Origin of the sequence: Mesorhizobium helmanticense (assembly GCF_003034915.1) — a bacterium.
In the GTDB taxonomy this organism is placed as follows: Bacteria; Pseudomonadota; Alphaproteobacteria; order Rhizobiales; family Rhizobiaceae; genus Mesorhizobium; species Mesorhizobium helmanticense.
Genome location: NZ_PZJX01000027.1, coordinates 32492 through 53011 on the forward strand (window position 1 = coordinate 32492; position 20520 = coordinate 53011).

A 20520-nucleotide genomic window follows, 5' to 3' on the forward strand; every position below is an offset into this window, starting at 1 on the left:
GTCATGGTCTGAAATTGATGAAACCGCGCATTGCAGTCCTCGGTTGCGGATACTGGGGCAGCAACCACATCCGCACCCTGAAGGCGCTCGGAGCGCTGCACGCGGTTTCGGACGCCAACCCTGCCCGCGCCGAAGGGTTCGCCAGCGAGCAGGATTGCCTGGCGATCGAGCCCGAGGCGCTGTTTGGCCGCAAAGATGTCGATGCCATCGTCATGGCGCTGCCGCCGCAGTTCCACGCCGACATGGCGGTACGCGCCGTCGAGGGCGGCAAGGATGTGCTGGTGGAAAAGCCGATCGCGCTGACAGTGGCCGATGCCGAGCGCTCGGTGCAGGCGGCGGCCGACAATGGCCGCGTCTTCATGGTCGGCCATGTGCTGCGTTTTCATCCCGCTTTCGAGACGCTGAAGGCGCTGATCGACAATGGCGAGCTCGGCGAGGTGCGCTACATCCACTCGCACCGGCTCGGGCTTGGCAAGTTCCATACCGAAAACGACGCGTTGTGGGATCTTGCGCCGCACGATCTGTCGATGATCCTGGCGATCACCGGCTCGGAGCCGGTCGAGGTGCGTGGCGAAGGGGCTGCCCTGCTCGACAGGCTCAGCGACTTCGCGCATCTGCACATGCGCTTTCCCAATGGCTTGCGCAGCCATCTCTTCGCCTCGCGGCTCAATCCTTACCGCGAGCGGCGGCTGACCGTGGTCGGCACCAAGGCGATGGCGGTGTTCGACGATGTCGAGCCGTGGGAGCGCAAGCTCGCCGTCTACCGCCACGCGGTATGGCAAGACAGCGGCCAATGGGCCTTCACCGCCAACGAGCCGTCCTATGTGGCGGTCGGGGAGGGCATGCCGCTGACGCGGGAGCTTGAGCATTTCATCCAGTGCATCGAGACGCGGGCGGAACCCCGCACCAGCGGCGAGGAAGCCATCAGGGTGCTGCGCATCCTGACCGCCGGCACGGTCGCCCATACCGGATCGCCTTCCTGAGAGAAAAGCGGCGGTGCCGCCCTATTCGGCGGGAACCTGCGCCGGCCGGGCGGCAAGCCGGTTCAGCATCGCCTCGGCCTCGGCGCCGCGCTCGGAACGCTCGATGAAGCCGCCGCCCAACACGCGGGCTTCGTTGCCGTCGTCGGAATAGAGCACGCAGGCCTGGCCCGGCGCGATGCCGGATTCGCCGTCGACCAGTTCGACAAAGGTGCTGCCGGCCCGATGGTGCAATATCGCCGGGCGCGGCGGGCGCGTCGAGCGGACCTTGGCAAAGAGCTCCAGCCCGGCGGCCGGAATGTCGGACAGCGGGCCGTCGCCCAGCCAATTCATGTTGCGCAGATAGATCTTGTGCGTCTCCAGCGCCTCGCGCGGACCAACGACGACGCGGGCACGATCGGCATCGAGATGGACAACGTAGAGCGGCTCGCCCGAAGCGATGCCGATGCCGCGGCGCTGGCCGATCGTATAGCGCAAAATGCCTTCATGGCGGCCGAGCACGCGGCCGTCGATATGGACGATGTCGCCCGGGTTGGCGGCGGCCGGCTTCAGCTTGGCGATGATGTCGGAATATTTGCCCTGCGGCACGAAGCAGATGTCCTGGCTGTCCTGCTTGGCGGCGACGTTAAGCCCCATTTCCTCGGCAATGGCGCGAACCTGCGGCTTCGACAGGCCGCCGAGCGGAAAGCGCAGATAGTCGATCTGTGCCTGTGTGGTGGCGAACAGGAAATAGCTCTGGTCGCGATCCGCGTCGACCGGCCGGTAGAGAGCACGATGGACACCGTTGGCGCCGGAACGAATGTAGTGGCCGGTGGCCAACGCGTCGGCGCCGAGCTCCTGCGCCGTCGCTAGAAGGTCGGCGAACTTCACCGTCTGGTTGCAGGAGACGCAAGGGATCGGCGTTTCGCCGGCCACATAGCTTTCGGCGAACGGGTCGATCACCGCCTTGCGGAAGCGCTCCTCGTAATTGAGCACATAATGCGGGATGCCAAGCGTCTCTGAAACGCGGCGGGCATCGTCGATGTCCTGGCCGGCGCAGCATGAGCCGGCCCGGTGCGTTGCCGCGCCGTGGTCGTAGAGCTGCAGCGTCACGCCGACGACATCATAGCCTTCATGCTTCAAAAGACCGGCGACAACGGACGAATCGACGCCGCCCGACATGGCAACGACGACGCGGGTGTTTTGCGGGCTTCCGGGAAGGTCGAGGCTGTTCATGGTTCTTTCGTTCTGCGCGGCGCCCGATTGACGGCGCCTGAATGCCAATGGCCGGAATATAGGTCAAGCACTTCGGGTGCGCCAGCTTTGCGGCGGCGCCGATTTTCGCGAGCAATTCCGCGTTTGCCGACGGATATCTCAAATGCCGGCGAAAACACTAACGCGGCGTTCATGATCCTTACCTAGCTATTAGGGTTCGCTTAGGCAATTTTTAAAGCTGTGGCGGTAATGTGGTGGGGATTGGGTCTTTGAGTTTTTAGTAGAGAGTACGATGACCGATCTAGTTCGACCGCGAGTCAAATATGTTATCGGGCCCGACGGCAGCCCTCTTACGATCGCCGATCTGCCGCCGACGAACACGCGTCGCTGGGTTATCCGGCGCAAGGCGGAAGTGGTTGCTGCGGTGCGCGGCGGGCTTTTGAGCCTTGAAGAAGCTTGCCAGCGCTACAAGCTGACCACCGAGGAATTCCTGTCCTGGCAGGCATCGATCGATGAATACGGCCTTGCCGGGCTGCGCACGACGCGCATCCAGCAATATCGCCATTAGAGCTTTTGACCATGATCTTTTCCGAAAACCGGATTCCCCTTTTCGGGATCATGGTCTGAACCCGGTTCGAGGACGATGAGAGGCGCGGCAATCCGCGCCCTTTTTTGTTTTGCCGGAACGATTCTCCCGTGTCAGGCCGCAAGCGCCACCTTGCCGATCGGCTTGGTGCCGACAAAGGCATGCGCGGCACCGGCCTCTTCAAAAGGAAAGACGTTCGCCAGGTGAACGGCAAGCTTTTCGCGTCGACCCGCTCGACAAGCTCAGCAAGGCCGTTGCGGTCGGGCACGACAGACATGCGTTCGACCCGGATACCTCGCGCGGGGGCTGCGGGACAGTGACCCGGATAGCTCGCGCGGGCGGCTGCGGGACAGGAAGGGTGGCTTGGGACTGACACCCATCTGGCGAGTGGCGGCATCCAGGGTCAATGCCCGATCGCCGCGTGCCAATTAGGCCTGGAGCCCTGTTTTCAGCCGATCATGGCGCTGCGGCCGCCGGTCTCGGCGTCGCGGATCTTGGTGTCACGCGATTCGAGCATTTCGGCCTTGGAGAGCTCCGCTTCGGCTTCGCCGAGCAGTGATTCGGCAATGCTTCGCTGCTGGGCGAGATCGCTCTCCGAATTTCTGAGATTGTCGCGACGCAAACGCGCCGCCTTGGCGAAGGTCGGATAGGCAAAATGGTTGATGTCGGTGATGCCAGCCTTCTTTTCCTCGGCGGTGATCTGAAGTTCCAGTTCGACGGCCATGCGTTCGAATTCGGCGATCATCATGTCGAGTTGCAGCAGCTGCCGCCGCTTCTCGTTCACCTGAAACTGCTTCAGTCGAACGAGGTTTTCACGTGACTTCATGATTCGGTACTCCTGGAAACGCACACCTGCACATATCGTCCAATCCGCCCCGGCAAGCCGAGGCTTCACCCGTTTCCACCGGCTTTCCCGGAACTATGGGAAACAAACCCCTAAAGTTTTTTGCCGGCGGTAACCATTCGTTTACGGGCATTGTTAATCATACGGCTCAGGACTTAAGGCCGGGTAAAAATTCCGGTCCTCGGCTGGAAAGCAAGGCCAGCGAGTCCCTGGAGTCACTTAGTCTGGCTTATTAATGTGTTGCATTAGCGGTTTGGTTCTGTGATTCATCATTAGATTCAACAAGGTGTAGAAAGGGGTTAAAAAATCTGGTACCGTCATCAGCACGGAATTAGGTTTTGTTAACCATTCGATGGCAGCCTCTGCTCTAGGCAATCACTGCTCCGGTCCTGGACGGGTCGTGAAATGGTCCGGCGGCAGAAAAGGGGAATGAAATGCGTGTTCTGCTGATAGAAGATGACAGTGCAACCGCACAAAGCATCGAGTTGATGCTGAAATCGGAAAGCTTCAATGTCTATACGACCGACCTTGGCGAAGAAGGTGTCGACCTAGGCAAGCTTTATGACTACGATATCATCCTTCTCGACCTCAATCTCCCCGATATGTCGGGATATGAAGTCTTGAGAACACTTCGTCTTTCCAAAGTGAAGACGCCGATTTTGATCCTCTCCGGCATGGCCGGCATCGAGGACAAGGTTCGTGGTCTCGGCTTCGGCGCCGACGACTACATGACTAAGCCGTTCCACAAGGATGAGTTGGTTGCCCGTATTCACGCCATCGTGCGGCGTTCCAAGGGCCATGCCCAGTCGGTCATCACCACCGGCGACCTGGTGGTCAACCTTGACGCCAAGACCGTCGAGGTCGGCGGCCAGCGCGTGCATCTGACTGGCAAGGAATACCAGATGCTGGAGCTGCTCTCGCTGCGCAAGGGCACCACGCTGACGAAGGAAATGTTCCTCAACCACCTTTACGGCGGTATGGACGAACCGGAACTGAAGATCATCGACGTCTTCATCTGTAAGCTGCGCAAGAAGCTCGATGCCGCTTCCGGCGGCCAGAATTACATCGAGACGGTCTGGGGCCGTGGCTATGTGCTGCGCGAACCCGAGGATATCCGCGTCAGCGCCTGAAAACCCTCTTTCGATTGGTTTCCTACAAAAACCCGGCTTTCCGCCGGGTTTTGCTTTTGAACAGCTACTCGTGATCTGGCGTCAGACGCGATTTTCAAGTTGCGGAAGCATTCGAGCAGTTGCGGCCGATTGAACGGCTTCAGCAGATAGCCCTGAGCGCCGGCGCGCTTTGCCTTCATGATCGCCGCGACTTCGACCTCAACCAGCGAAATCAGGATCTGGGGCTGTATCGGGCTTGCCATGGCGCGCAGACGGCGAATGACGTCCACCGCCTGCATATCCGGCAGGGCGCCGTCGACGATGATGATATCAGGCATATCGGCTGCACACATCTCGATCGCGTCAAACCCGCTGGCGGCTTCGATGACCAGCATGTCGGGGCCGCCCAGGATGCGCTTTGCAACCTTCCTGATGACGCTCGAATCGTCGATGAACATGCAGCGTTTCATTCGGGCCTTCTTTGCCGGCGGCGTCGCGAGGGGCTGGGAGGCACCATAGGGTCAATCCGGTAAAGAAGCCGAAAACCCGTTGGGTAAAATTTTTGTAAAGGCGCTATTTACATATTCTTCTTCGTCGATACTTCGACTTTGTCAGATCGGGAAATCTTTCCGTTACGACACCAGGTATTGTTAGAAAAGGTTCTTTATCTGTGCTTTCTGCTGGTGAACGACCCAATCACAGGCTCGGAAGCGGATCATGCATCCGAGGCGCTGTGTAGCGCTCCAGAAGTCTCAGGCTGCGGAAAGTACGATTTCCTCCGCGGTTGCGTGGATCGATATCGTCATGTTGGCTTCGCGCGCCAGGAGCAGCGTGTAATAGGGTTGCACCGAATGCGCGTCGATCGGTTCCTCGGGTCTGTGGCCGGAATGAAGTTCGAGGAACTTTGGCGGTACGCGCAGCATCGGACCGCTCGCGGCCAGAGCAAAGCGCGGCTCGGTGTCGAGGTTCTCAAGCGTGACCACAAGCTTGCCGCCACGCGGGATGGCGGCGTTGGCGACGAGAATGAGATTGAGCAGCAGCTTGACCTTGTTCTTGGGCAACAGCGCGCGGCTTCCGTTCCAGATCAGTTCCGGCTTCTCGTTCTTGAGGAAGGCGATGGCAACGGCTTCTGCGTCCCCGGTGTCGATCATCATGCCGGCAGAACCGGCCGCGCCGAAGGCGATACGGGCGAATTGCAAGCGGGCCGAGGCATTTCTGGCGCTCTGGCGAATCAGTTTCATGGCATCTTCGTCGGCGCCGCCTTCATCGAGCAGTTCGAGCCCGTTGTTTATGGCGCCCACCGGCGAAATAATGTCGTGACAGACCCGGCTGCACAAAAGTGCTGCAAGATCGGGTGCGGAAAGGGTGAAAAGCTCGGCCATCAGCGAAAAGTCCCTGCAAAATTTCACAACCAATGGCCGGGCGATCGACGATCACGCCTGTCCACGCGAATCACGCTTGCTCCCAAGGCTTTCTGAATACACAGCGCTTGTGCGTGCATCAACAAATCCAGAATTTGCCGTGATAGAAAATGGTGCGTTCACGCAAGTGGATGCGCGTGCGAGCGAAACCGGGCTAAAACCAGCCTTCGAACCGCCATCTTCATGTGAAAGCTTAATGGTTGAAAAAGAATTACGGCATAGTTTGCCCATAACAGTGATCCTTAACGGCCGCCAAAGAGCCGAACGGATGCGAGGCGTCGGCGAAAGTGCTCCCTGACGGAGATTGGAAGCATGTTTTCCCGATTCTACGACCGGACTTTTTTCCGGGTCCTCACAATGACGATCGCTCTCATGGGCCTTGTCGTCCTTTCCCCCTCGGCTTTGCGAGCCCAGGAATACACCGCTCAGGAGATCGTTGATTCCGGTCACAAATTCTTCGGGGCGACATCGGGCGGGCTCGCCACCGTCGTCGAGAAGATCTTCGCTTCCTACGGCTTGCCAAACGGCTATCTGCTTGGCGAGGAAGGGTCCGGCGCGCTGATCGGCGGCCTGACCTATGGCGAAGGCACGCTCTACACCAAAAATGCCGGCGATCACAAAGTGTTCTGGCAGGGGCCGTCGCTTGGCTGGGATTTCGGCGGCGAGGGCTCGCGGGTGATGATGCTGGTCTACAATCTCAATGATGTGAGCAGTCTCTACAATCGTTTCGGCGGCGTTGCCGGCTCGGCCTACATCGTGGCCGGCGTCGGCTTCAACGTCATGAAGAACAACAATGTGCTGCTGGTGCCGATCCGTACCGGCGTTGGCGCCCGGCTCGGCGTTAATCTCGGTTACCTCAAGCTTACCCAGCGAGCGACCTGGAATCCGTTCTGAGCGAGCATCATCTCGATCGGGCTTGGGTCCGAGATCCGATCAGTGTCGCGGCAGACCCTTGCCGCAGCGCTGGAATTCCGTCATGCGAACGTGGCACAATTGCCTACGATTGTTTGCCATCCATAACGGATAGTCATCTTGGTTCAGTCAATCCTGTTCTTTGTCCTCGGCTTTCTCTGCGCCGGCTTTCTGGCGCTGATGATTGCCCCGGCGATCTGGCGAAGGGCCGTGGCGCTGACGCGCAAACGCGTCGAGGGTTCAATGCCGCTGACGCTGGCCGAGATCCAGGCGGACAAGGACCGCGTCCGGGCCGAGTTCGCCATGTCGACGCGCCGGCTCGAAATGAGCGTGAAGTCGCTGCGCGAGAAATCGGCCGAACAGCTTGTCGAGATCGGCCGTGGCCTTGAGGCCCTGAAGGGCCTGGAAATCGAGCGGAAGGACAAGAAACAGGCCCTTTTGGAACTCGAAGCCAAGGGCGAGGAACTTCGGCAGCGCGAAGACCAGTTGCAGGGTCTGACGGATCGGCTTGCCCAAACCGAGCGTGTGCTGGAAAAGCGCGCACTCGAGTTGGAAAAGCTGGAGCACATGTATGATGACGCCAGTTTTTCCTCCAGCAACCGCCAGATCGAACTGGTTGCGCGCGAATCCGAGCTGCAGAAGCTGGCCAGCGACATTTCGTTGCTGCGCGGCCAGCGCAAGGAAGCGGACAGGCGCAGCCAGGAGATCGTGGCCGAGAGCAAGGCCGTACGGGACGCGTTGAAAGCCGAGAAGAAAAGGACGGGTGAACTGGACAAGAAGGTCGAGCGCCTGCTCGCCACGCTTGCCGATCGCGAGGACAAGCTTGACCGCCGCGAAAAGGAGATCGCGCGACTTCGCGAAAGGAAAGGCGAGGGCAACACCTCCCCGCTGCGCCTTGTCAACGTGGCAGGCGATTCCGCCGGCGCGGCCGCCAAGGGTGACGAGATCGAAAAGGCGATCGCCAAGCTCGATGCCGACCGGGAGCGGCTGGAAGCCAGGTTGACGGTGCTGGCCCGCGAGAACAAGCGGCTGAAGACCGACCTTGCCGCCTTCGAAGCCATCAGGTCAGAGGGCGGGAACGATGCGCGCAACGCCAGCGCGGCATTGCGCGAACAGATGAGCGACCTGGCGGCGCAAGTCGTCGCCCTGACGGCGCGGCTCGACGGGCCGGAGTCGCCGATCACCAAGGCGCTTGCCGCATCCAAGCAGTCGGTAAGCGGCGAACGAAGCCTTGCCGACCGCGTACGAGCGTTGCAGAAGGCCGCTTTGACGAATTGAAGCCAGACAAGATGGAGGCCGTCTTCTGCGGTTCATCTCCTGCTTGCGGAAAAATGATGCAGCGCGACGGCTGACGCCGCGGCGACATTCAGGCTATCGAACCCCTCGGCCATGTCGATCCGTACAGTCCGCAGACGGTCAAGCAGGCTCTCGGGCAGGCCTTCGCCCTCGGTGCCGAGATAAAGCGCCAGCCGCTCTGCGCTTGTTGCATCACGGATTTCGGTTTGCCCGCGTGGTGACAGAGCGAACTGGTCGAAGCCTTGCCGGTCGAGCGCGGCAATGAAGCCGACGGTGTCGGCGAAGGAGGCGAAGGGCACTTTCAGCGCGGCGCCGACCGAGACGCGGATCGCCTTGCGGTACAGCGGATCGCAGCAGGTCGCGTCCAGAAACACGGCATCGGCGCCGAAGGCAGCGGCGTTGCGAAAGACGGAGCCGATATTGTCATGATTGGCGATGCCGACCAGCACGACGATCAGCGCGCGGGCCGGCAGAGCGCCAAGTAGGGCGTCCGCTGGTTGTGCCGTGGCCTTGCGGCCGATCGCCAATATGCCGCGATGCATGTGGAAGCCGGCAATCCTGTCCATGATCTCGCCGGCCGCGACGTAGACCGGCAGATCCACGGGCGCCTTGCGCAGGATTTCGCCAAGACCGGCCAGCCGGTTTTCGAGCACCAGCACCGATTCGGCCTTGAAGCGCCCGGTTGAGAGCAGCATGTCCAATACGACCTTGCCTTCGGCAACGAAGCGACCTTGCCGGCCAGCAAGATCGCGCTCGCGTATGTCCAGATAGGCAGAGACGCGCGGGTCCAGCGGGTCGTCGATGCGGATAGGGTCCATGCGTTCCTCGGCGGACTCGCATCGGCCGGAAAATCGGAATCGATTTTCGGAAAGCACGATGCGAGGACTCAAAGTCTTGAGACGCGTAATTTGTGCGGCCAAGCGGACGCACGTCCCTTAAAAAACATCAGCGACGTGGAACGGTCGGACTTTCCGGTCAAGTGCCGGAGCGGCGCAGGCGATAGGCCATCTGCGACAGCTCGCCTTCGCCGAAAATCCCGTCCAGCATGGTGAGAAGTTCGCGCACGGCCTCTGATTTGCAGGAATAGTAGATCATCTGCCGGTCGCGGCGGGTCTCGACGAGATCGAGCGCCCGCAATTTGGCCAGATGCTGCGACAGGGCGGATTGGCTGAGCAGGACCTTCTCGGCGATGGCGCCGACCGACATTTCACCGTCAGCCAAATAGCTCATAATCAACAGCCGTTTCTCGTTGCCCATCAACGTCAGAAACGTGGCTGCCGATTCGGCGTTGGCGATTAGCTTTGTCGAGACCATCGATCCCCCATGCCTTCCTGCTCATCCGACGCTATGGGGGCAATAGCATCTGATGCCATAGACTCACTGAATGTGCGCTGGCGATTCAACGCTAGCGGGAAAGGTAGAACATTTCGCTCAAATCTCAAGGCTTGCTTTCGACCCCACTCGATTAACTGTGAAGCTGTGTCTAATTCGCCGCTCGACCGGTCTTTGCCATGTCGACCAAGACATGGCGCAGCTCCCGCGCGGCCTGCAACGGCTCGGGAAAGAAGATCCGGCAGACATCGTCGCCCGATGCCAGATCCATGCCATCGGCGTCGAAGCCGGTGACGACCCAATCGTCGCCCGCGGCCTTGGCGAAATGGCTGGCATAGATGGCAATTGCATCGCGATGGTCGGCATTCATGTGGTCAAGGGCCGATTGTTCGGCGGCGGCGATCTCGTCGACGAGGGGTGCGGTGGTGACAAGGTCGGCACGGTTGAGCAAATAGGCCTTGCCGAAGCCGCCATTCAGGCTGGCTCGCTCGGGATCGAGGCGGAAGATCGAGAAGTCGCCAAGCCCGGCATAGAGTTTCGCCTTGGGATTGCGATTGAGGTAGCGCCGTTCGGCGCGGGCATGTGCGCCTGATCCGCGCTCAAGCTGCACCGCCCGGCAAATCAGGGTGATTCGCGGGTGCGCCAGCGGATCACCCTTGCCGGGTTCGCCCACGAGCAGAGAACAGCGCGGATCGGCAAGGATCGCGCCGGTATGAGCGGACAGCGTCGAGACGAGGATCAGCGGCGTGCCGTCGATATCGGTCGCCACACCGACCCTGCTGGCCAGCGGCGAACCGGTTCCGGGCTCGATCACCGCAAGTGCGCCGAAGCGGGCGCTGCGGATCAGCGTCTTGGCCAGCCTGATCGCCTCGGCGTCCGTCTCGCGGATCACGTGCTTCTTCCGGTCGTCCAAGGTGCTCACCGCGACAAGTTGATTTTCATGATCCACTTATCGGACGACAAAGCCTGATTTGACAAGAGCGGCACTATTTCGGCGCCATGCGGATGGCGCCGTCGAGGCGGATGGTCTCGCCGTTCAGCATCTGGTTTTCGACGATGTGCAGCGCAAGTGCCGCATATTCGGAAGGTTCGCCCAGGCGAGACGGGAAGGGCACCGCGGCGCCCAGCGAATCCTGCACCTCCTGCGGCATGCCGGCCATCATCGGCGTTTTGAAGATGCCGGGCGCGATGGTGCAGACGCGGATGCCTGAGCGGGCAAGGTCGCGCGCCACAGGCAGCGTCATGCCGACGACGCCACCCTTGGAAGCGGAATAGGCTGCCTGGCCGATCTGACCGTCATAGGCGGCGACCGATGCCGTGTTGACGATGACGCCACGCTCACCGCCCTGCAATGGCTCGAGTTTGGCGGCCCGGTCGGCGACGAGGCGGATCATGTTGAAGGTGCCGATCAAATTGACCTCGATCACCTTGCGGTACTGGTCGAGCGGATGCGGACCGTCCTTGCCGATCGTCTTGATGCCGATGGCGATGCCGGCGCAGTTGACCAGGATGCGCGGTTCGCCGAGCTTTCTTGCCACCTCCGCGACGGAAGCAGCACCACTGTCGGCGCTGCTCACATCGCATTGGATGGCGAGGCCGCCAATGTCGGCCGCTACCTTCGCCGCCCGCTCGATGCCGAGGTCGAGGATGGCAACGTTGGCGCCCTTCGCGGCCAGCGCTCGCGCCGTCGCCTCGCCAAGGCCGGATCCGCCTCCGGTGACGATCGCAATCTGGCCGTTCGGGTTCATCTCGGTGTCCTCGCCGGACACATGCTACGAAGCCCGACGGGACGGCGCAACATCCGCATCGTCATGCCATCACGGCGACGGGCTCGGCGATCTTCGCCTGATCGGCGTGGCAGACCTCCCCCGCAAGCCTTGCCACCGCGCCCGGCACGATCTCATGCGCCAAAAGCCGGTCGAGATCGACTGGGCGCGGCATGGAGATCTGCCCGCGTGGGATTCTCTTGAAGCCAAGCGGGCCATAATAAGGCTCGTCCCCGACAAGCATGATGGCTGCCATGCCGGCTTTGGCGGCGGCCTCCAATGCGATCGCCACCAGCCGGCGGCCGATGCCGAGATTCTTAAAGGCTGGCCGCACCGCAAGCGGCCCGAGCATCAGTGCACGGCCGGCGCCGGCGGCGATGCGCGTCATGCGCACCGAGGCGACAACGGTATTGTCGTCGACGGCGACAAAGGACAGCCCCCGCTCATGCGGGCCGCCCTCGCGGATCTTGTAGGCGGCCAGCACGAAACGGCCCGGCCCGAAGGCCTCGTCGTTGATGGCTTCGATTTCGGGGTCATGCGCCGGAGTTTCCAGCAGGTATCTTACGTCGGCAAGGCTCATGGTCTTTGCGTTCCGGTACGGGGAAAGGTTTGCTGCAAACGGCAGCGTTCGCCAGTCAGCGCTACATCAAGCGCGGGCGCCCTTTCGTCGTCGGTCAGACCGGATCAAAGCAAAGTCGAACATGCGGATTGTCCGCTAGCATCAATTTTCGGCCGCTGCAATCGGCCGTTTTCGTCCACCGCTTCGCCCAGGTGACGGTCTGTTCAGCACATGACGACTTCGGCGCCGCCGCCTTGCGCCTAAATGATTGTTGAGGACGCAAGGAGATTTCGCATGGGATTGCTGGTCGAAGGCAGGTGGCATGATCGCGGGTATGACACCGCGGGCAGTGGCGGCAGGTTCGTGCGGGCGCAGTCGCAATGGCGCGATTGGGTCACTCGCGACGGCGCGCCGGCGGAGGGCCGCAAGCGTGGTTTCAAGGCCGAGCCCGGCCGCTATCATCTCTATGTCTCGCTTGCCTGTCCCTGGGCGCACCGGACGCTTATCTTTCGCGTGCTGAAGAGGCTCAAGGACGTGATTTCCGTCTCGGTCGTCCACCACTTCATGGGCGCTAATGGCTGGACGTTCCTGGCCGAGGACGATGCCACCGGCGATACGCTCTACGGCTTCGATTTCCTGCACCAGATCTATACCAGGGCCGATCCAGCCTATTCCGGCCGGGTGACGGTGCCGGTGCTGTGGGACAAAAAAGAGCAGACCATCGTCTCCAATGAATCCTCCGAGATCATCCGCATGCTCAATTCCGCCTTCGACGCATGGGGCGATGCCAGTCTCGATTTCTATCCGCAGGCATTGCGCGGCGAGATCGACAAGGTCAATGCGCTGGTCTATCCCTCAATCAACAACGGCGTCTATCGCGCCGGATTCGCCACTACGCAAGCAGCCTATGAGGAAGCGTTTGGCGACCTGTTCTCGGCGCTCGACACGCTGGAGGATCGCCTTTCGCAACAGCGATACCTCGCCGGCGACCGCATCACCGAGGCCGACTGGCGGCTGTTCACGACGCTGGTCCGCTTCGATCCGGTCTATGTCGGCCATTTCAAGTGCAATCTGCGCCGCATCGCCGACTATCCGAACCTGTCGAACTATCTGCGCGACCTCTATCAGGTGCACGGCGTCTCGGGCACGGTGAACCTGCACCACATCAAGGCGCACTACTACGGCAGCCATGAAACCATCAATCCGACGCGCATCGTGCCGGTCGGACCGGAGCTCGACCATGGCGCGCCGCATGATCGCGCGCGGTTCAGGAAGGCGGCGTGATCTACCAGTAGGGCGACGGCTGTTCGCCGCCAAAAATCTCGGCGATGCGCCGCAACGTGGCCGGCGTGGTTCCCTCGGGCAGGCGGTTGAGCGGAAAGAAACCGGCTTCGGCGATCTCATGGTCCGGCAGCTTTGGCGCGGTCTGGCTGAACCCCTCGATCAGATACAGACCGACGTGATCGCGGCGGCTGGCCCTGTGGTTGAAATGCATCGACTTCAGCAGCGGCGGCGCGCTGAGCGCAATGTTGCCCTCCTCGGCGAGTTCGCGCACAAGCGCTTCAACCAGCGTCTCGCCGAGCTCCACGCCGCCGCCCGGAAGCTGCCAGCCCGGGACATAGGTGTGGCGGATGAGAAAGACGGAATTGGAGGCGCGATCGTGGACCAGGCCGCGCACGCCGAGCGTCATTGGCCGCCGCAGCACGAAGTACAGGTGGAACAGCCTTGCCCTGAAACCCGGCCAGCGGGTCTGGCGAAAGGCCTGTTGCGGATCGGACCGCTTCATCAACCACGAAACCGTGGGTGGAAAGCGGCGCGCGCGTCGCATATGAATGAAGGATGTTCAGGCTCGCGCATATTTCCGATATCCATCTGGGACCGCTCCCCGATGTAACCTATCGCGATCTCGCCTCCAAGCGCGTGGTCGGCTACGTCAACTGGCAGCGCAACCGCCGCCGCCACATGCACGATGCCGTCATCGACACGATCGTCGCCGACATGCAGGCCAGCGGTGCCGATCACATCGCCGTCACCGGCGATCTGGTCAATCTGGCGCTCGACGGCGAGATCGAGATGGCCAAGCATTGGCTGGAGACGCTGGGTTCGCCGCATGATGTTTCGGTCGTGCCCGGCAACCACGATGCCTATGTGCCGGGCGCCTTCGACAAGGCATGCCGGTCATGGGCAGAGTGGATGATCGGTGACGGCGTCGATACCCCGGTCGACCGCGACGCCTTTCCCTATCTGCGCGTGCGCGGCGACGTCGCGTTGATCGGTGTCACGACGGCGCGCGCCACGGCTCCGTTCATGGCCAACGGCTTCTTTCTGGAAGGCCAGGCCGAAAGGCTGCGCGGTATTCTCGATGCGACCGCCAGGCGCGGGCTGTTCCGGGTGATCATGATTCACCACCCGCCGGTGCGCGGCGCGGTTTCGCAGCCCAAGCGGCTGTTCGGCATCGCCCGCTTCAACAAGGTCGTCCATAAGCATGGCGCCGAACTCATCCTGCACGGCCATTCGCATGAGCCGTCGCTGCTCTTCATTGGCGGGCGAGGCAGCAGGATTCCCGTGGTCGGCGTGGCTGCCGCGGGACAGTCGCCCGGCGGCAGGCGCCCGGCCGCACAGTATAATCTGCTCGATATCGATGGCGAAAAGGGCAATTGGCGCATCAAGCTGACACGGCGCGGCCTGACCGGGCCAGCCATAGCGCCATCCGACCTGGAGACGCTGGAGCTTGGCGCGAACGCCGAAGCTATGGCTTGAAGCCCCATCCCATCGCAACGATGCGGTCCCAGAACAATATGACCGAGACAGCCAGCCCGACCAGGGCGCCCGCCGCGATCAATCCAAGGCCGGAGAGGAAGGCCGACCAGCCCTTGCCGCGCGGAGCGGCCTGCAACGGTGGCTCGGCTTCCGCCACGGCAGCGCGTTTCAGGCCGGCGATAGCCTGCTCGACGCCACCTTCCAACATTCTCTGGCGCTCAACGACGCGCTCCGCCACGTAGCGCGTCACCTGGTCGGCTATGGGTTTCATGTCGGTCGATTCGGCGAGCACCACACGACCGATGCGCGTATCCCTGAGAAAACGATAGGTGCGGCGGTCGCGCCCCATGGCGACGTGGCTGACGGCATCGATCCACAGGCGCGGCTGCAGCCCCGACGATACGGCGAAGTCGAAATTGTCCATGTCGGCGGGCACGTCGGCGAAGACGGGTGCGAGTTCGGCGGCAAGCAAGTCGAGCCGCATGCGATGCGCCTCGCGCATGTCGACCACGACGTCATCGCGGTCGGCGAAGGCGTTTTTCACGTCGCGAATGGCATCGGACAATTTTCGCGACTGATCGATCTGGGTGATGTTCTCGCCTGCGTCCTTCATCGACGTTCGCCTCGTGGTTTGGTTAACAGCGAGTTAACACAATCGCCGGCAAATTGCACGCTGGACCGGCCTTCGCGTAGGTGCCGGAAGTTGCCTGGCGCGTCCAAGCGGCCGCAAATCTTTGTAGTGAAGGGATCAGTTGGCCGCGGCGGCAAATTTTGGCCGAAGAGGGCGGCTCCGGCGTTTCATGTTGCGGCGAATTATCTCCGCGACCAGGCCGGGTGCCTCCTCGACCAGCATATGGCCGGTCTCCAGCACATGGTGCAGGTGAAAATGCGCCGGCAAGCCGTCGGCCTGGGTAAAGGGCAGCACCGTGTCGTCGGTTCCCCAAACCACCATCACCGGCATGGTCAGCGTCTCGAGCCGTTCGCGCGGGATGACACCTTGCCGATCATCCCTGGTCATGGCAGCCGCCATCTCGACCAGTTTCTGCAACTGGCCAGGACGCGCACGCATATCGCCATGGACATCCACGATACGCTCCGAGGGCGGACTTTGCGGTCCGGACATGGCGGCGAGGCAGGCACGAATTTCGTTTCTGTCGGCAGCAGCGGCATGGCGGCGCAACAGCGGCCCGTTGATCTCCGTGCCAAAGCCGCCCGGGGCCAGAAGTGTGAGCGACGCTATTTTTTCGGGTTCGGCCAATGCCATCAGCACTGCTACCGCCCCGCCCATCGAATGACCGACGAGATGCACTCTGCTGATTTTGCGCGCGCCGAGATCGACAAGAACGGCGCGGGCGGCCGTCTTGGCCGAACCGCCCTCGGGGAAATCGAGCGACAGTCCGTGGCCCGGGAGATCATAGGCCAGCGTGCGTGCTCCAGGTGCCAGTGTCGAAATCACCTCGCGCCAATCATCGTGGCAACCGCCGAAGCCATGCAGGAAGACGATCGTCTCCGGGCCGGTGCCCCGTTCGACAGCGTAAAGGGATGAAATCATGAAAATTTAGGGTGCATTGCAAGACGGGCGGGACAACGGATCTGAAATCGTGGCTGGATTGCTCTTTGTCCAGAGCCATGGCCAATAAAATCTTCGCGATCAGGCGCCAGTCTGGAAATGGTTAGCTACCGCTGCCGATCCCGGCGGCATGCAGGGCCTCGACCAGCCGGTCGGTCAGATCGGCGGGATATCGTCTGTCGGCGAATGTCGCGCGCGGATCGGCCGCGAATTTCGGGAACTTGGCGGCCAGTTCGTCCGCGAGATTTAGCGCCAGTTGATCGCGGCCGGCGGCCTTCGCCCCGATCAGCCGCGCGGCCAGATAGTGCGATTTCGTCGCCGTCGGCCGCAGCGCATCGCTGGCGATCGTGGCCCTGTTCATGTCGCCCAGCATGAACGCACCGACGAAAAGCCCGTAGTCCCACCATGTCGGATGAGCGCTGGAGATTTCGACGGCGTGAGCAAGAATTGGCGTGCCCTGGCTGTACTTGCCGGCGAAGATCAACCCGTAGCCATAGGCCGCCGCCATGCTGAGGTCATAAGGATTGAGCTCGTGGGCCTTGCGCATCCAGCGGATCGATTCATCCGAGTTGCCGAGGCGCGCGTAGAGGTAGCCGTAGGCGCGGTGCGCATAGGGGCTGGTCGGTCCCATCTGTGCGGCGCGATGGGCAAACAACATCGCCTGTTCAATTGTTGCGCCGGGGGGATAGGCGTAGTGATCGGTGACCGCCTCGAGGTGCAAGGAGGCAAGCTCGGAATAGACGAGCGACGACTTCGCATCCAGATTGGCCAGGTTTTCGAGACAACGATACGCAGCCTCATGGGTCCTGGCGCTCTGGTCGAGATAGTATTTGTCGTTGAGCCGCAGACATTCCGTCAGGCCGTTCTGAATGCCGCTCTGTTCGATGTAGTTGTAGATCGTGCCGGAGGCCGGAACGGCTGAGCTCAAAATGTCGGCGACTCTGTCCTCGACGGCGGAGGGGGTGTTGTCCGCGGCAAGGAGGTTGCGCGACAGCAGGACCCGCCCGGTCGCCACGCTTTGCAACTCGAGAGTGACATCGCCCGTCGTCGGTCCCGGCAAGACATCGAATATGAAACTGGTTGCGTCCGCGACCGGATCGGGTGGGCTGTCGGCATCGCGACCGATGAAGTTGACTGTATCGAAACCGCTGAGGCCGGCGCGCAACGACGCGGCGACGCGCCGCGCCTCGGCGCTGTTGGCTTTCACGGCAATGTAGACGAGCGGAAGGGCTTCGATCGGGGGCAATGGCGCGATGCTGCCGGTCGCCACCGCATTCTCGACCGTCGATGCGGCATCGCCTCCGGCCAGCAATGCGCTGCTTCCCTGACGAAGGATCAACACGCCCAGCATGACGATGACCAGAGCCATCGCCGCCCAGAAGAACTGGAGATGGCGCCGCAGCGCGTGTCCCGGCTCGGGGACGACAGAGGACATGAACGATGCAGGGCGCGCGACCATGCCGGCGCCTTCGAGCGGTTCCGGCACGGTGGCGACCGTCTCGACATGTTCCGCCGTTTCGGGCTCGACCGGGAGGCGGATCGCGTTGAGTTCATAGGATGGGACATAGCCGCCACGCGGAATGGCGATGCGGACCGGTTCTGCAATGCCCTCATTGGCGAAGTAGTGCTGAAGAAGCTCGCGCAGCCTGCCCGCCTGGACCCGCACCACGGCATCGGTCGACGGATCGAAATCGCCGTCCTTGCCGAAAACATCCATCGCGATGGAAAAGCCCTTGAGCTTGTCGGCTTCGCCTGCCTGCTCGCGCTCAACCAGGTAGCGAAGCAATTTACGCGCGCGCTCGGATCGCCCGAACGTCTCGCTGGCTAGCAATCGCTCCAACGTCTCGCGCACTGCGGGGGCGGCAGGCGTGGCATGATGCAAGTGTCGATCCTTTCGAAGTCGGCACAGGTTATGCGCGCGATCATATAGCGCCTACACTGCCACACAAGCATGCATCCATTATGCGATCGCGTACCCCACCGGATAATCCCCCGGTGGTTAATGGCGTCAAGGATTGGAGCAAGATGATCCAATTCGGGCTCATCTTGCTCTTGTCGGGGGTTTTTCAGCCCGCCTTGCGGCCGATGATGCGGTTGGCAGCGGAAACCACGGCTTCCAATGAAGCGGCCACGATGTTGGTGTTGATGCCGGCGCCGAACAGCTTGCCGCCTGGATGTTCCATCTCGACATAGGAAATGGCCGAGGCGTTGGAGCCGCGCTGCATGGAATGCTCGGAATAGTCGAGCACCGACATCTCGACGCCGATATGGCGCGAGAGTGCATCGACGAAACCGTCGATCGGGCCGGTGCCGGTGCCGGATATCGTCACTTCCTTGCCCCCGTCGAGGATGACCGCCTCCACCACGCGCCGGCCCTTGGTTTCGGTATCCGGATAGGTCTGATGGTCCAGGAATTTCAGCCGCGCACCGGGCTGGTCGATATAGGTGTCGAGAAAGCGCTGGTAGATGCGCTTGACCGGCACCTCCTTGCCTTCGGCATCGGTGATCGCCTGGATCGCCTGGCTGAATTCGATCTGCAGGTTGCGCGGCAAATGGAGGCCGTAGTCCGCCTGCAGCACATAGGCGATGCCGCCCTTGCCGGACTGCGAATTGATGCGGATGATCGCCTCGTAGTTGCGGCCGACATCGGCCGGATCGATCGGCAGATAAGGCACTTCCCAGTGCGGCGTGTTGGCCTTGCGCAACGCCTTCATGCCCTTGTTGATGGCGTCCTGGTGCGAGCCGGAAAAGGCGGTGTAGACGAGCTCACCGACATAGGGATGGCGCTCCGGGATCTTCAACTGGTTCGAATATTCGTAGACGTCCTTCATCCGGTTGATGTCGGAGCAATCGAGTTCGGGATCGACGCCTTGCGTGTACATGTTGAGCGCCAGGGTGACGATATCGACATTGCCGGTGCGCTCGCCATTGCCGAACAGCGTGCCTTCGACGCGATCAGCGCCTGCCATCAGGCCGAGCTCGGTGGTGGCGATGCCGGTGCCGCGATCATTGTGCGGGTGCAATGAAATGAGCAGGTTCTCTCTGATATCCAGGTTACGGCACATCCATTCGATGCGGTCGGCATAGATGTTGGGCGTCGACATCTCGACCGTGGACGGCAGGTTGATGATCAGCTTGTTGTCCGCGGTCGGCTTCACGATCTCGGTGACGGCATTGCAGATTTCCAGCGCCACTTCGAGCTCGGTGCCGGTAAAGCTCTCAGGCGAGTATTCGAACCGGTAACCGCCGCCGGCCTTGGCCGCCATGTCGGTGATCATCTTGGCCGCGTCGGTGGCGATGCGCTTGATGCCGGCAACGTCCTTCTCGAAGACGACGCGGCGCTGCAATTCGCTGGTCGAGTTGTAGAAATGCACGATCGGGTTGGTGGCGCCCTTCAGCGCCTCGAAGGTGCGGGTGATCAGTTCCGGCCGGCACTGTACCAGCACCTGCAGCGAGACATCGGCCGGCACATTGCCTTCCTCGATGCACCAGCGGGCGAAGTCGAAGTCGGTCTGCGAAGCCGAGGGAAAACCGATCTCGATCTCCTTGAAACCCATGTCGAGCAACAGGCCGAACATGCGCGCCTTGCGCTCGTGGCCCATCGGGTCGATCAGCGCCTGGTTGCCGTCACGCAGGTCGACCGAGCACCAGATCGGAGCCTTGTCGATCACCTTGGAAGGCCATGTGCGATCGGTGAGGCCGACCGTCGGATAGGGCTGATATTTGCGGGCGGCGTCCGGCATGCCCCGGGCTGGCTCTGGCATGGCCTTTGCCATGGGTTCCCCGCCATTGCGGATGTGTTCTCGTGCGTTCATCGTCGTTTCTCCCGGCGGCTCGCGGATTCGCCTTCAGGCGGAATTGGTGCGAGCGGCGCCTTACCAAAATTTCGTTCGCTTGATGTGACTTGCCAATTTGACTGGCCAAGGAGCGTGCGCGTGAGCGGCGGTTCGACCGCCGGGCGCTCCTTCAGCGAACCCGGCGATCGCCGATAAGGCCGAGAAGCAGCAGGGTCGAAGCAAGCGCGCGCACGGTCTCGCCGGCAAAGCCGGTCCGACGGGAAGCAACGAAGGGAACGCGCGTGTTCATGGCGGTTCTCATACAGGAGTGAGCAAAGTGAGGCAAGTGGGCTGCCTGACGGCGCGGCGCGCTCGCTCTTCCCCACACGGTGCAAATGCGCCAAACTTTGTTCGG

At 61.8% G+C, this 20520-nt stretch carries 21 protein-coding genes and 1 pseudogene; 8 read left to right on the plus strand and 14 right to left on the minus strand.

Annotated features, from left to right (window positions below; translation table 11 throughout):
- The first annotated feature begins 17 nt into the window (after positions 1-17).
- The gene (locus C9427_RS13605) at positions 18-983 is read left to right on the plus strand and encodes a Gfo/Idh/MocA family protein (protein WP_107649686.1); all 966 of its coding nucleotides are present in this window, start codon (positions 18-20) and stop codon (positions 981-983) included.
- A 21-nt stretch (positions 984-1004) separates the two neighbouring features.
- On the opposite strand, the gene mnmA is transcribed toward C9427_RS13605, so the two are convergent.
- A complete protein-coding gene (gene mnmA / locus C9427_RS13610; protein ID WP_107649687.1) occupies positions 1005-2195 on the minus strand; it encodes a tRNA 2-thiouridine(34) synthase MnmA in 1191 nt (396 codons plus the stop codon).
- 271 nt (positions 2196-2466) lie between these two features.
- Between mnmA and sciP the strand changes: the two genes are divergently transcribed.
- The gene (sciP, locus tag C9427_RS13615) at positions 2467-2742 is read left to right on the plus strand and encodes a CtrA inhibitor SciP (RefSeq protein ID WP_006203587.1); all 276 of its coding nucleotides are present in this window, start codon (positions 2467-2469) and stop codon (positions 2740-2742) included.
- 466 nt (positions 2743-3208) lie between these two features.
- Here the strand turns inward: sciP and C9427_RS13625 are convergent, their stop codons facing one another.
- On the minus strand, positions 3209-3586 hold the full coding sequence (locus C9427_RS13625; RefSeq protein WP_107649688.1) for a flagellar export protein FliJ: 378 nt from the start codon (positions 3584-3586) through the stop codon (positions 3209-3211).
- 452 nt (positions 3587-4038) lie between these two features.
- Here C9427_RS13625 and ctrA point away from each other — a divergent pair, with 452 nt between their 5' ends.
- The gene (ctrA, locus tag C9427_RS13630; protein ID WP_006203583.1) at positions 4039-4734 is read left to right on the plus strand and encodes a response regulator transcription factor CtrA; all 696 of its coding nucleotides are present in this window, start codon (positions 4039-4041) and stop codon (positions 4732-4734) included.
- Between the two features lie 83 nt (positions 4735-4817).
- Here ctrA and C9427_RS13635 read toward each other — a convergent pair.
- Both C9427_RS13635 and chpT read right to left on the minus strand, forming a co-directional pair.
- Positions 4818-5183 (minus strand): annotated as a pseudogene (locus C9427_RS13635) (response regulator); the annotation flags it as partial.
- Positions 5184-5465: 282 nt separating this feature from the next.
- Positions 5466-6095, minus strand: a complete 630-nt coding sequence (chpT, locus tag C9427_RS13640) for a histidine phosphotransferase ChpT (RefSeq protein ID WP_097572408.1) — start codon at positions 6093-6095, stop codon at positions 5466-5468.
- Between chpT and C9427_RS33805 the strand changes: the two genes are divergently transcribed.
- The 3 genes from C9427_RS33805 to C9427_RS13650 all read left to right on the plus strand — a co-directional run bounded on the left by C9427_RS33805 (position 6079) and on the right by C9427_RS13650 (position 8324).
- Positions 6079-6432 (plus strand): hypothetical protein, encoded by a 354-nt coding sequence (locus tag C9427_RS33805; RefSeq protein WP_146172541.1) that lies wholly within the window; start codon positions 6079-6081, stop codon positions 6430-6432. The two genes, chpT and C9427_RS33805, sit on opposite strands and share 17 nt — an antisense overlap.
- 59 nt (positions 6433-6491) lie before the next feature.
- The gene (locus C9427_RS13645; RefSeq protein ID WP_245437068.1) at positions 6492-7028 is read left to right on the plus strand and encodes a DUF1134 domain-containing protein; all 537 of its coding nucleotides are present in this window, start codon (positions 6492-6494) and stop codon (positions 7026-7028) included.
- Positions 7029-7166: 138 nt separating this feature from the next.
- On the plus strand, positions 7167-8324 hold the full coding sequence (locus C9427_RS13650) for a coiled-coil domain-containing protein (RefSeq protein ID WP_107649690.1): 1158 nt from the start codon (positions 7167-7169) through the stop codon (positions 8322-8324).
- Positions 8325-8356: 32 nt separating this feature from the next.
- Here the strand turns inward: C9427_RS13650 and C9427_RS13655 are convergent, their stop codons facing one another.
- The 5 genes from C9427_RS13655 to C9427_RS13675 all read right to left on the minus strand — a co-directional run bounded on the left by C9427_RS13655 (position 8357) and on the right by C9427_RS13675 (position 12020).
- Positions 8357-9160: a TrmH family RNA methyltransferase gene (locus C9427_RS13655; protein ID WP_107649691.1), complete on the minus strand. Its 804-nt coding sequence runs from the start codon at positions 9158-9160 to the stop codon at positions 8357-8359.
- A gap of 157 nt (positions 9161-9317) precedes the next feature.
- Entirely contained in the window at positions 9318-9656 is a 339-nt protein-coding gene (locus C9427_RS13660; protein ID WP_097572404.1) for an ArsR/SmtB family transcription factor, read from the minus strand.
- Positions 9657-9825: 169 nt separating this feature from the next.
- Positions 9826-10587 (minus strand): HugZ family pyridoxamine 5'-phosphate oxidase, encoded by a 762-nt coding sequence (locus C9427_RS13665; RefSeq protein WP_107649845.1) that lies wholly within the window; start codon positions 10585-10587, stop codon positions 9826-9828.
- Positions 10588-10660: 73 nt separating this feature from the next.
- Positions 10661-11422: a 3-hydroxyacyl-CoA dehydrogenase gene (locus C9427_RS13670; protein ID WP_097572421.1), complete on the minus strand. Its 762-nt coding sequence runs from the start codon at positions 11420-11422 to the stop codon at positions 10661-10663.
- A 61-nt stretch (positions 11423-11483) separates the two neighbouring features.
- Entirely contained in the window at positions 11484-12020 is a 537-nt protein-coding gene (locus tag C9427_RS13675; protein ID WP_107649692.1) for a GNAT family N-acetyltransferase, read from the minus strand.
- A gap of 273 nt (positions 12021-12293) precedes the next feature.
- Here C9427_RS13675 and C9427_RS13680 point away from each other — a divergent pair, with 273 nt between their 5' ends.
- Positions 12294-13283: a glutathione S-transferase family protein gene (locus C9427_RS13680; RefSeq protein WP_107649693.1), complete on the plus strand. Its 990-nt coding sequence runs from the start codon at positions 12294-12296 to the stop codon at positions 13281-13283.
- Position 13284: 1 nt separating this feature from the next.
- Here C9427_RS13680 and C9427_RS13685 read toward each other — a convergent pair whose 3' ends face one another.
- Complete coding sequence (locus C9427_RS13685) at positions 13285-13785, minus strand: NUDIX domain-containing protein (protein WP_107649694.1); 501 nt, start codon at positions 13783-13785, stop codon at positions 13285-13287.
- A gap of 53 nt (positions 13786-13838) precedes the next feature.
- Between C9427_RS13685 and C9427_RS13690 the strand changes: the two genes are divergently transcribed.
- Positions 13839-14759 carry a metallophosphoesterase family protein gene (locus tag C9427_RS13690; RefSeq protein WP_107649695.1) on the plus strand — a complete coding sequence of 307 codons (921 nt, stop codon included), beginning with the start codon at positions 13839-13841 and terminating at the stop codon, positions 14757-14759.
- Here C9427_RS13690 and C9427_RS13695 read toward each other — a convergent pair.
- The 4 genes from C9427_RS13695 to leuA all read right to left on the minus strand — a co-directional run bounded on the left by C9427_RS13695 (position 14749) and on the right by leuA (position 20072).
- Positions 14749-15372, minus strand: coding sequence for a hypothetical protein (locus C9427_RS13695; RefSeq protein ID WP_107649696.1), 624 nt, complete (start codon positions 15370-15372; stop codon positions 14749-14751). The two genes, C9427_RS13690 and C9427_RS13695, sit on opposite strands and share 11 nt — an antisense overlap.
- Positions 15373-15507: 135 nt before the next feature.
- A complete protein-coding gene (locus C9427_RS13700; RefSeq protein ID WP_107649697.1) occupies positions 15508-16311 on the minus strand; it encodes an alpha/beta fold hydrolase in 804 nt (267 codons plus the stop codon).
- Between the two features lie 121 nt (positions 16312-16432).
- Positions 16433-18211 (minus strand): tetratricopeptide repeat protein, encoded by a 1779-nt coding sequence (locus C9427_RS13705; protein WP_107649698.1) that lies wholly within the window; start codon positions 18209-18211, stop codon positions 16433-16435.
- Between the two features lie 184 nt (positions 18212-18395).
- Positions 18396-20072: a 2-isopropylmalate synthase gene (gene leuA / locus C9427_RS13710; RefSeq protein ID WP_208636367.1), complete on the minus strand. Its 1677-nt coding sequence runs from the start codon at positions 20070-20072 to the stop codon at positions 18396-18398.
- Positions 20073-20520: the final 448 nt, after the last annotated feature.

Excerpts from the sequence above, each read along its gene's own strand:
- C9427_RS13690 (WP_107649695.1), top strand. The coding sequence starts at position 13,839 with ATGTTCAGGCTCGCGCATATTTCCGATATCCATCTGGGACCGCTCCCC.
- C9427_RS13660 (WP_097572404.1), bottom strand. The coding sequence starts at position 9,656 with ATGGTCTCGACAAAGCTAATCGCCAACGCCGAATCGGCAGCCACGTTT.
- leuA (WP_208636367.1), bottom strand. The coding sequence starts at position 20,072 with ATGCCGGACGCCGCCCGCAAATATCAGCCCTATCCGACGGTCGGCCTC.
- mnmA (WP_107649687.1), bottom strand. The coding sequence starts at position 2,195 with ATGAACAGCCTCGACCTTCCCGGAAGCCCGCAAAACACCCGCGTCGTC.
- C9427_RS13625 (WP_107649688.1), bottom strand. The coding sequence starts at position 3,586 with ATGAAGTCACGTGAAAACCTCGTTCGACTGAAGCAGTTTCAGGTGAAC.
- C9427_RS13680 (WP_107649693.1), top strand. The coding sequence starts at position 12,294 with ATGGGATTGCTGGTCGAAGGCAGGTGGCATGATCGCGGGTATGACACC.
- chpT (WP_097572408.1), bottom strand. The coding sequence starts at position 6,095 with ATGGCCGAGCTTTTCACCCTTTCCGCACCCGATCTTGCAGCACTTTTG.
- ctrA (WP_006203583.1), top strand. The coding sequence starts at position 4,039 with ATGCGTGTTCTGCTGATAGAAGATGACAGTGCAACCGCACAAAGCATC.
- C9427_RS13655 (WP_107649691.1), bottom strand. The coding sequence starts at position 9,160 with ATGGACCCTATCCGCATCGACGACCCGCTGGACCCGCGCGTCTCTGCC.
- C9427_RS13605 (WP_107649686.1), top strand. The coding sequence starts at position 18 with ATGAAACCGCGCATTGCAGTCCTCGGTTGCGGATACTGGGGCAGCAAC.
- C9427_RS13700 (WP_107649697.1), bottom strand. The coding sequence starts at position 16,311 with ATGATTTCATCCCTTTACGCTGTCGAACGGGGCACCGGCCCGGAGACG.
- C9427_RS13695 (WP_107649696.1), bottom strand. The coding sequence starts at position 15,372 with ATGAAGGACGCAGGCGAGAACATCACCCAGATCGATCAGTCGCGAAAA.
- C9427_RS13675 (WP_107649692.1), bottom strand. The coding sequence starts at position 12,020 with ATGAGCCTTGCCGACGTAAGATACCTGCTGGAAACTCCGGCGCATGAC.
- C9427_RS13685 (WP_107649694.1), bottom strand. The coding sequence starts at position 13,785 with ATGAAGCGGTCCGATCCGCAACAGGCCTTTCGCCAGACCCGCTGGCCG.
- sciP (WP_006203587.1), top strand. The coding sequence starts at position 2,467 with ATGACCGATCTAGTTCGACCGCGAGTCAAATATGTTATCGGGCCCGAC.
- C9427_RS13670 (WP_097572421.1), bottom strand. The coding sequence starts at position 11,422 with ATGAACCCGAACGGCCAGATTGCGATCGTCACCGGAGGCGGATCCGGC.
- C9427_RS13645 (WP_245437068.1), top strand. The coding sequence starts at position 6,492 with ATGACGATCGCTCTCATGGGCCTTGTCGTCCTTTCCCCCTCGGCTTTG.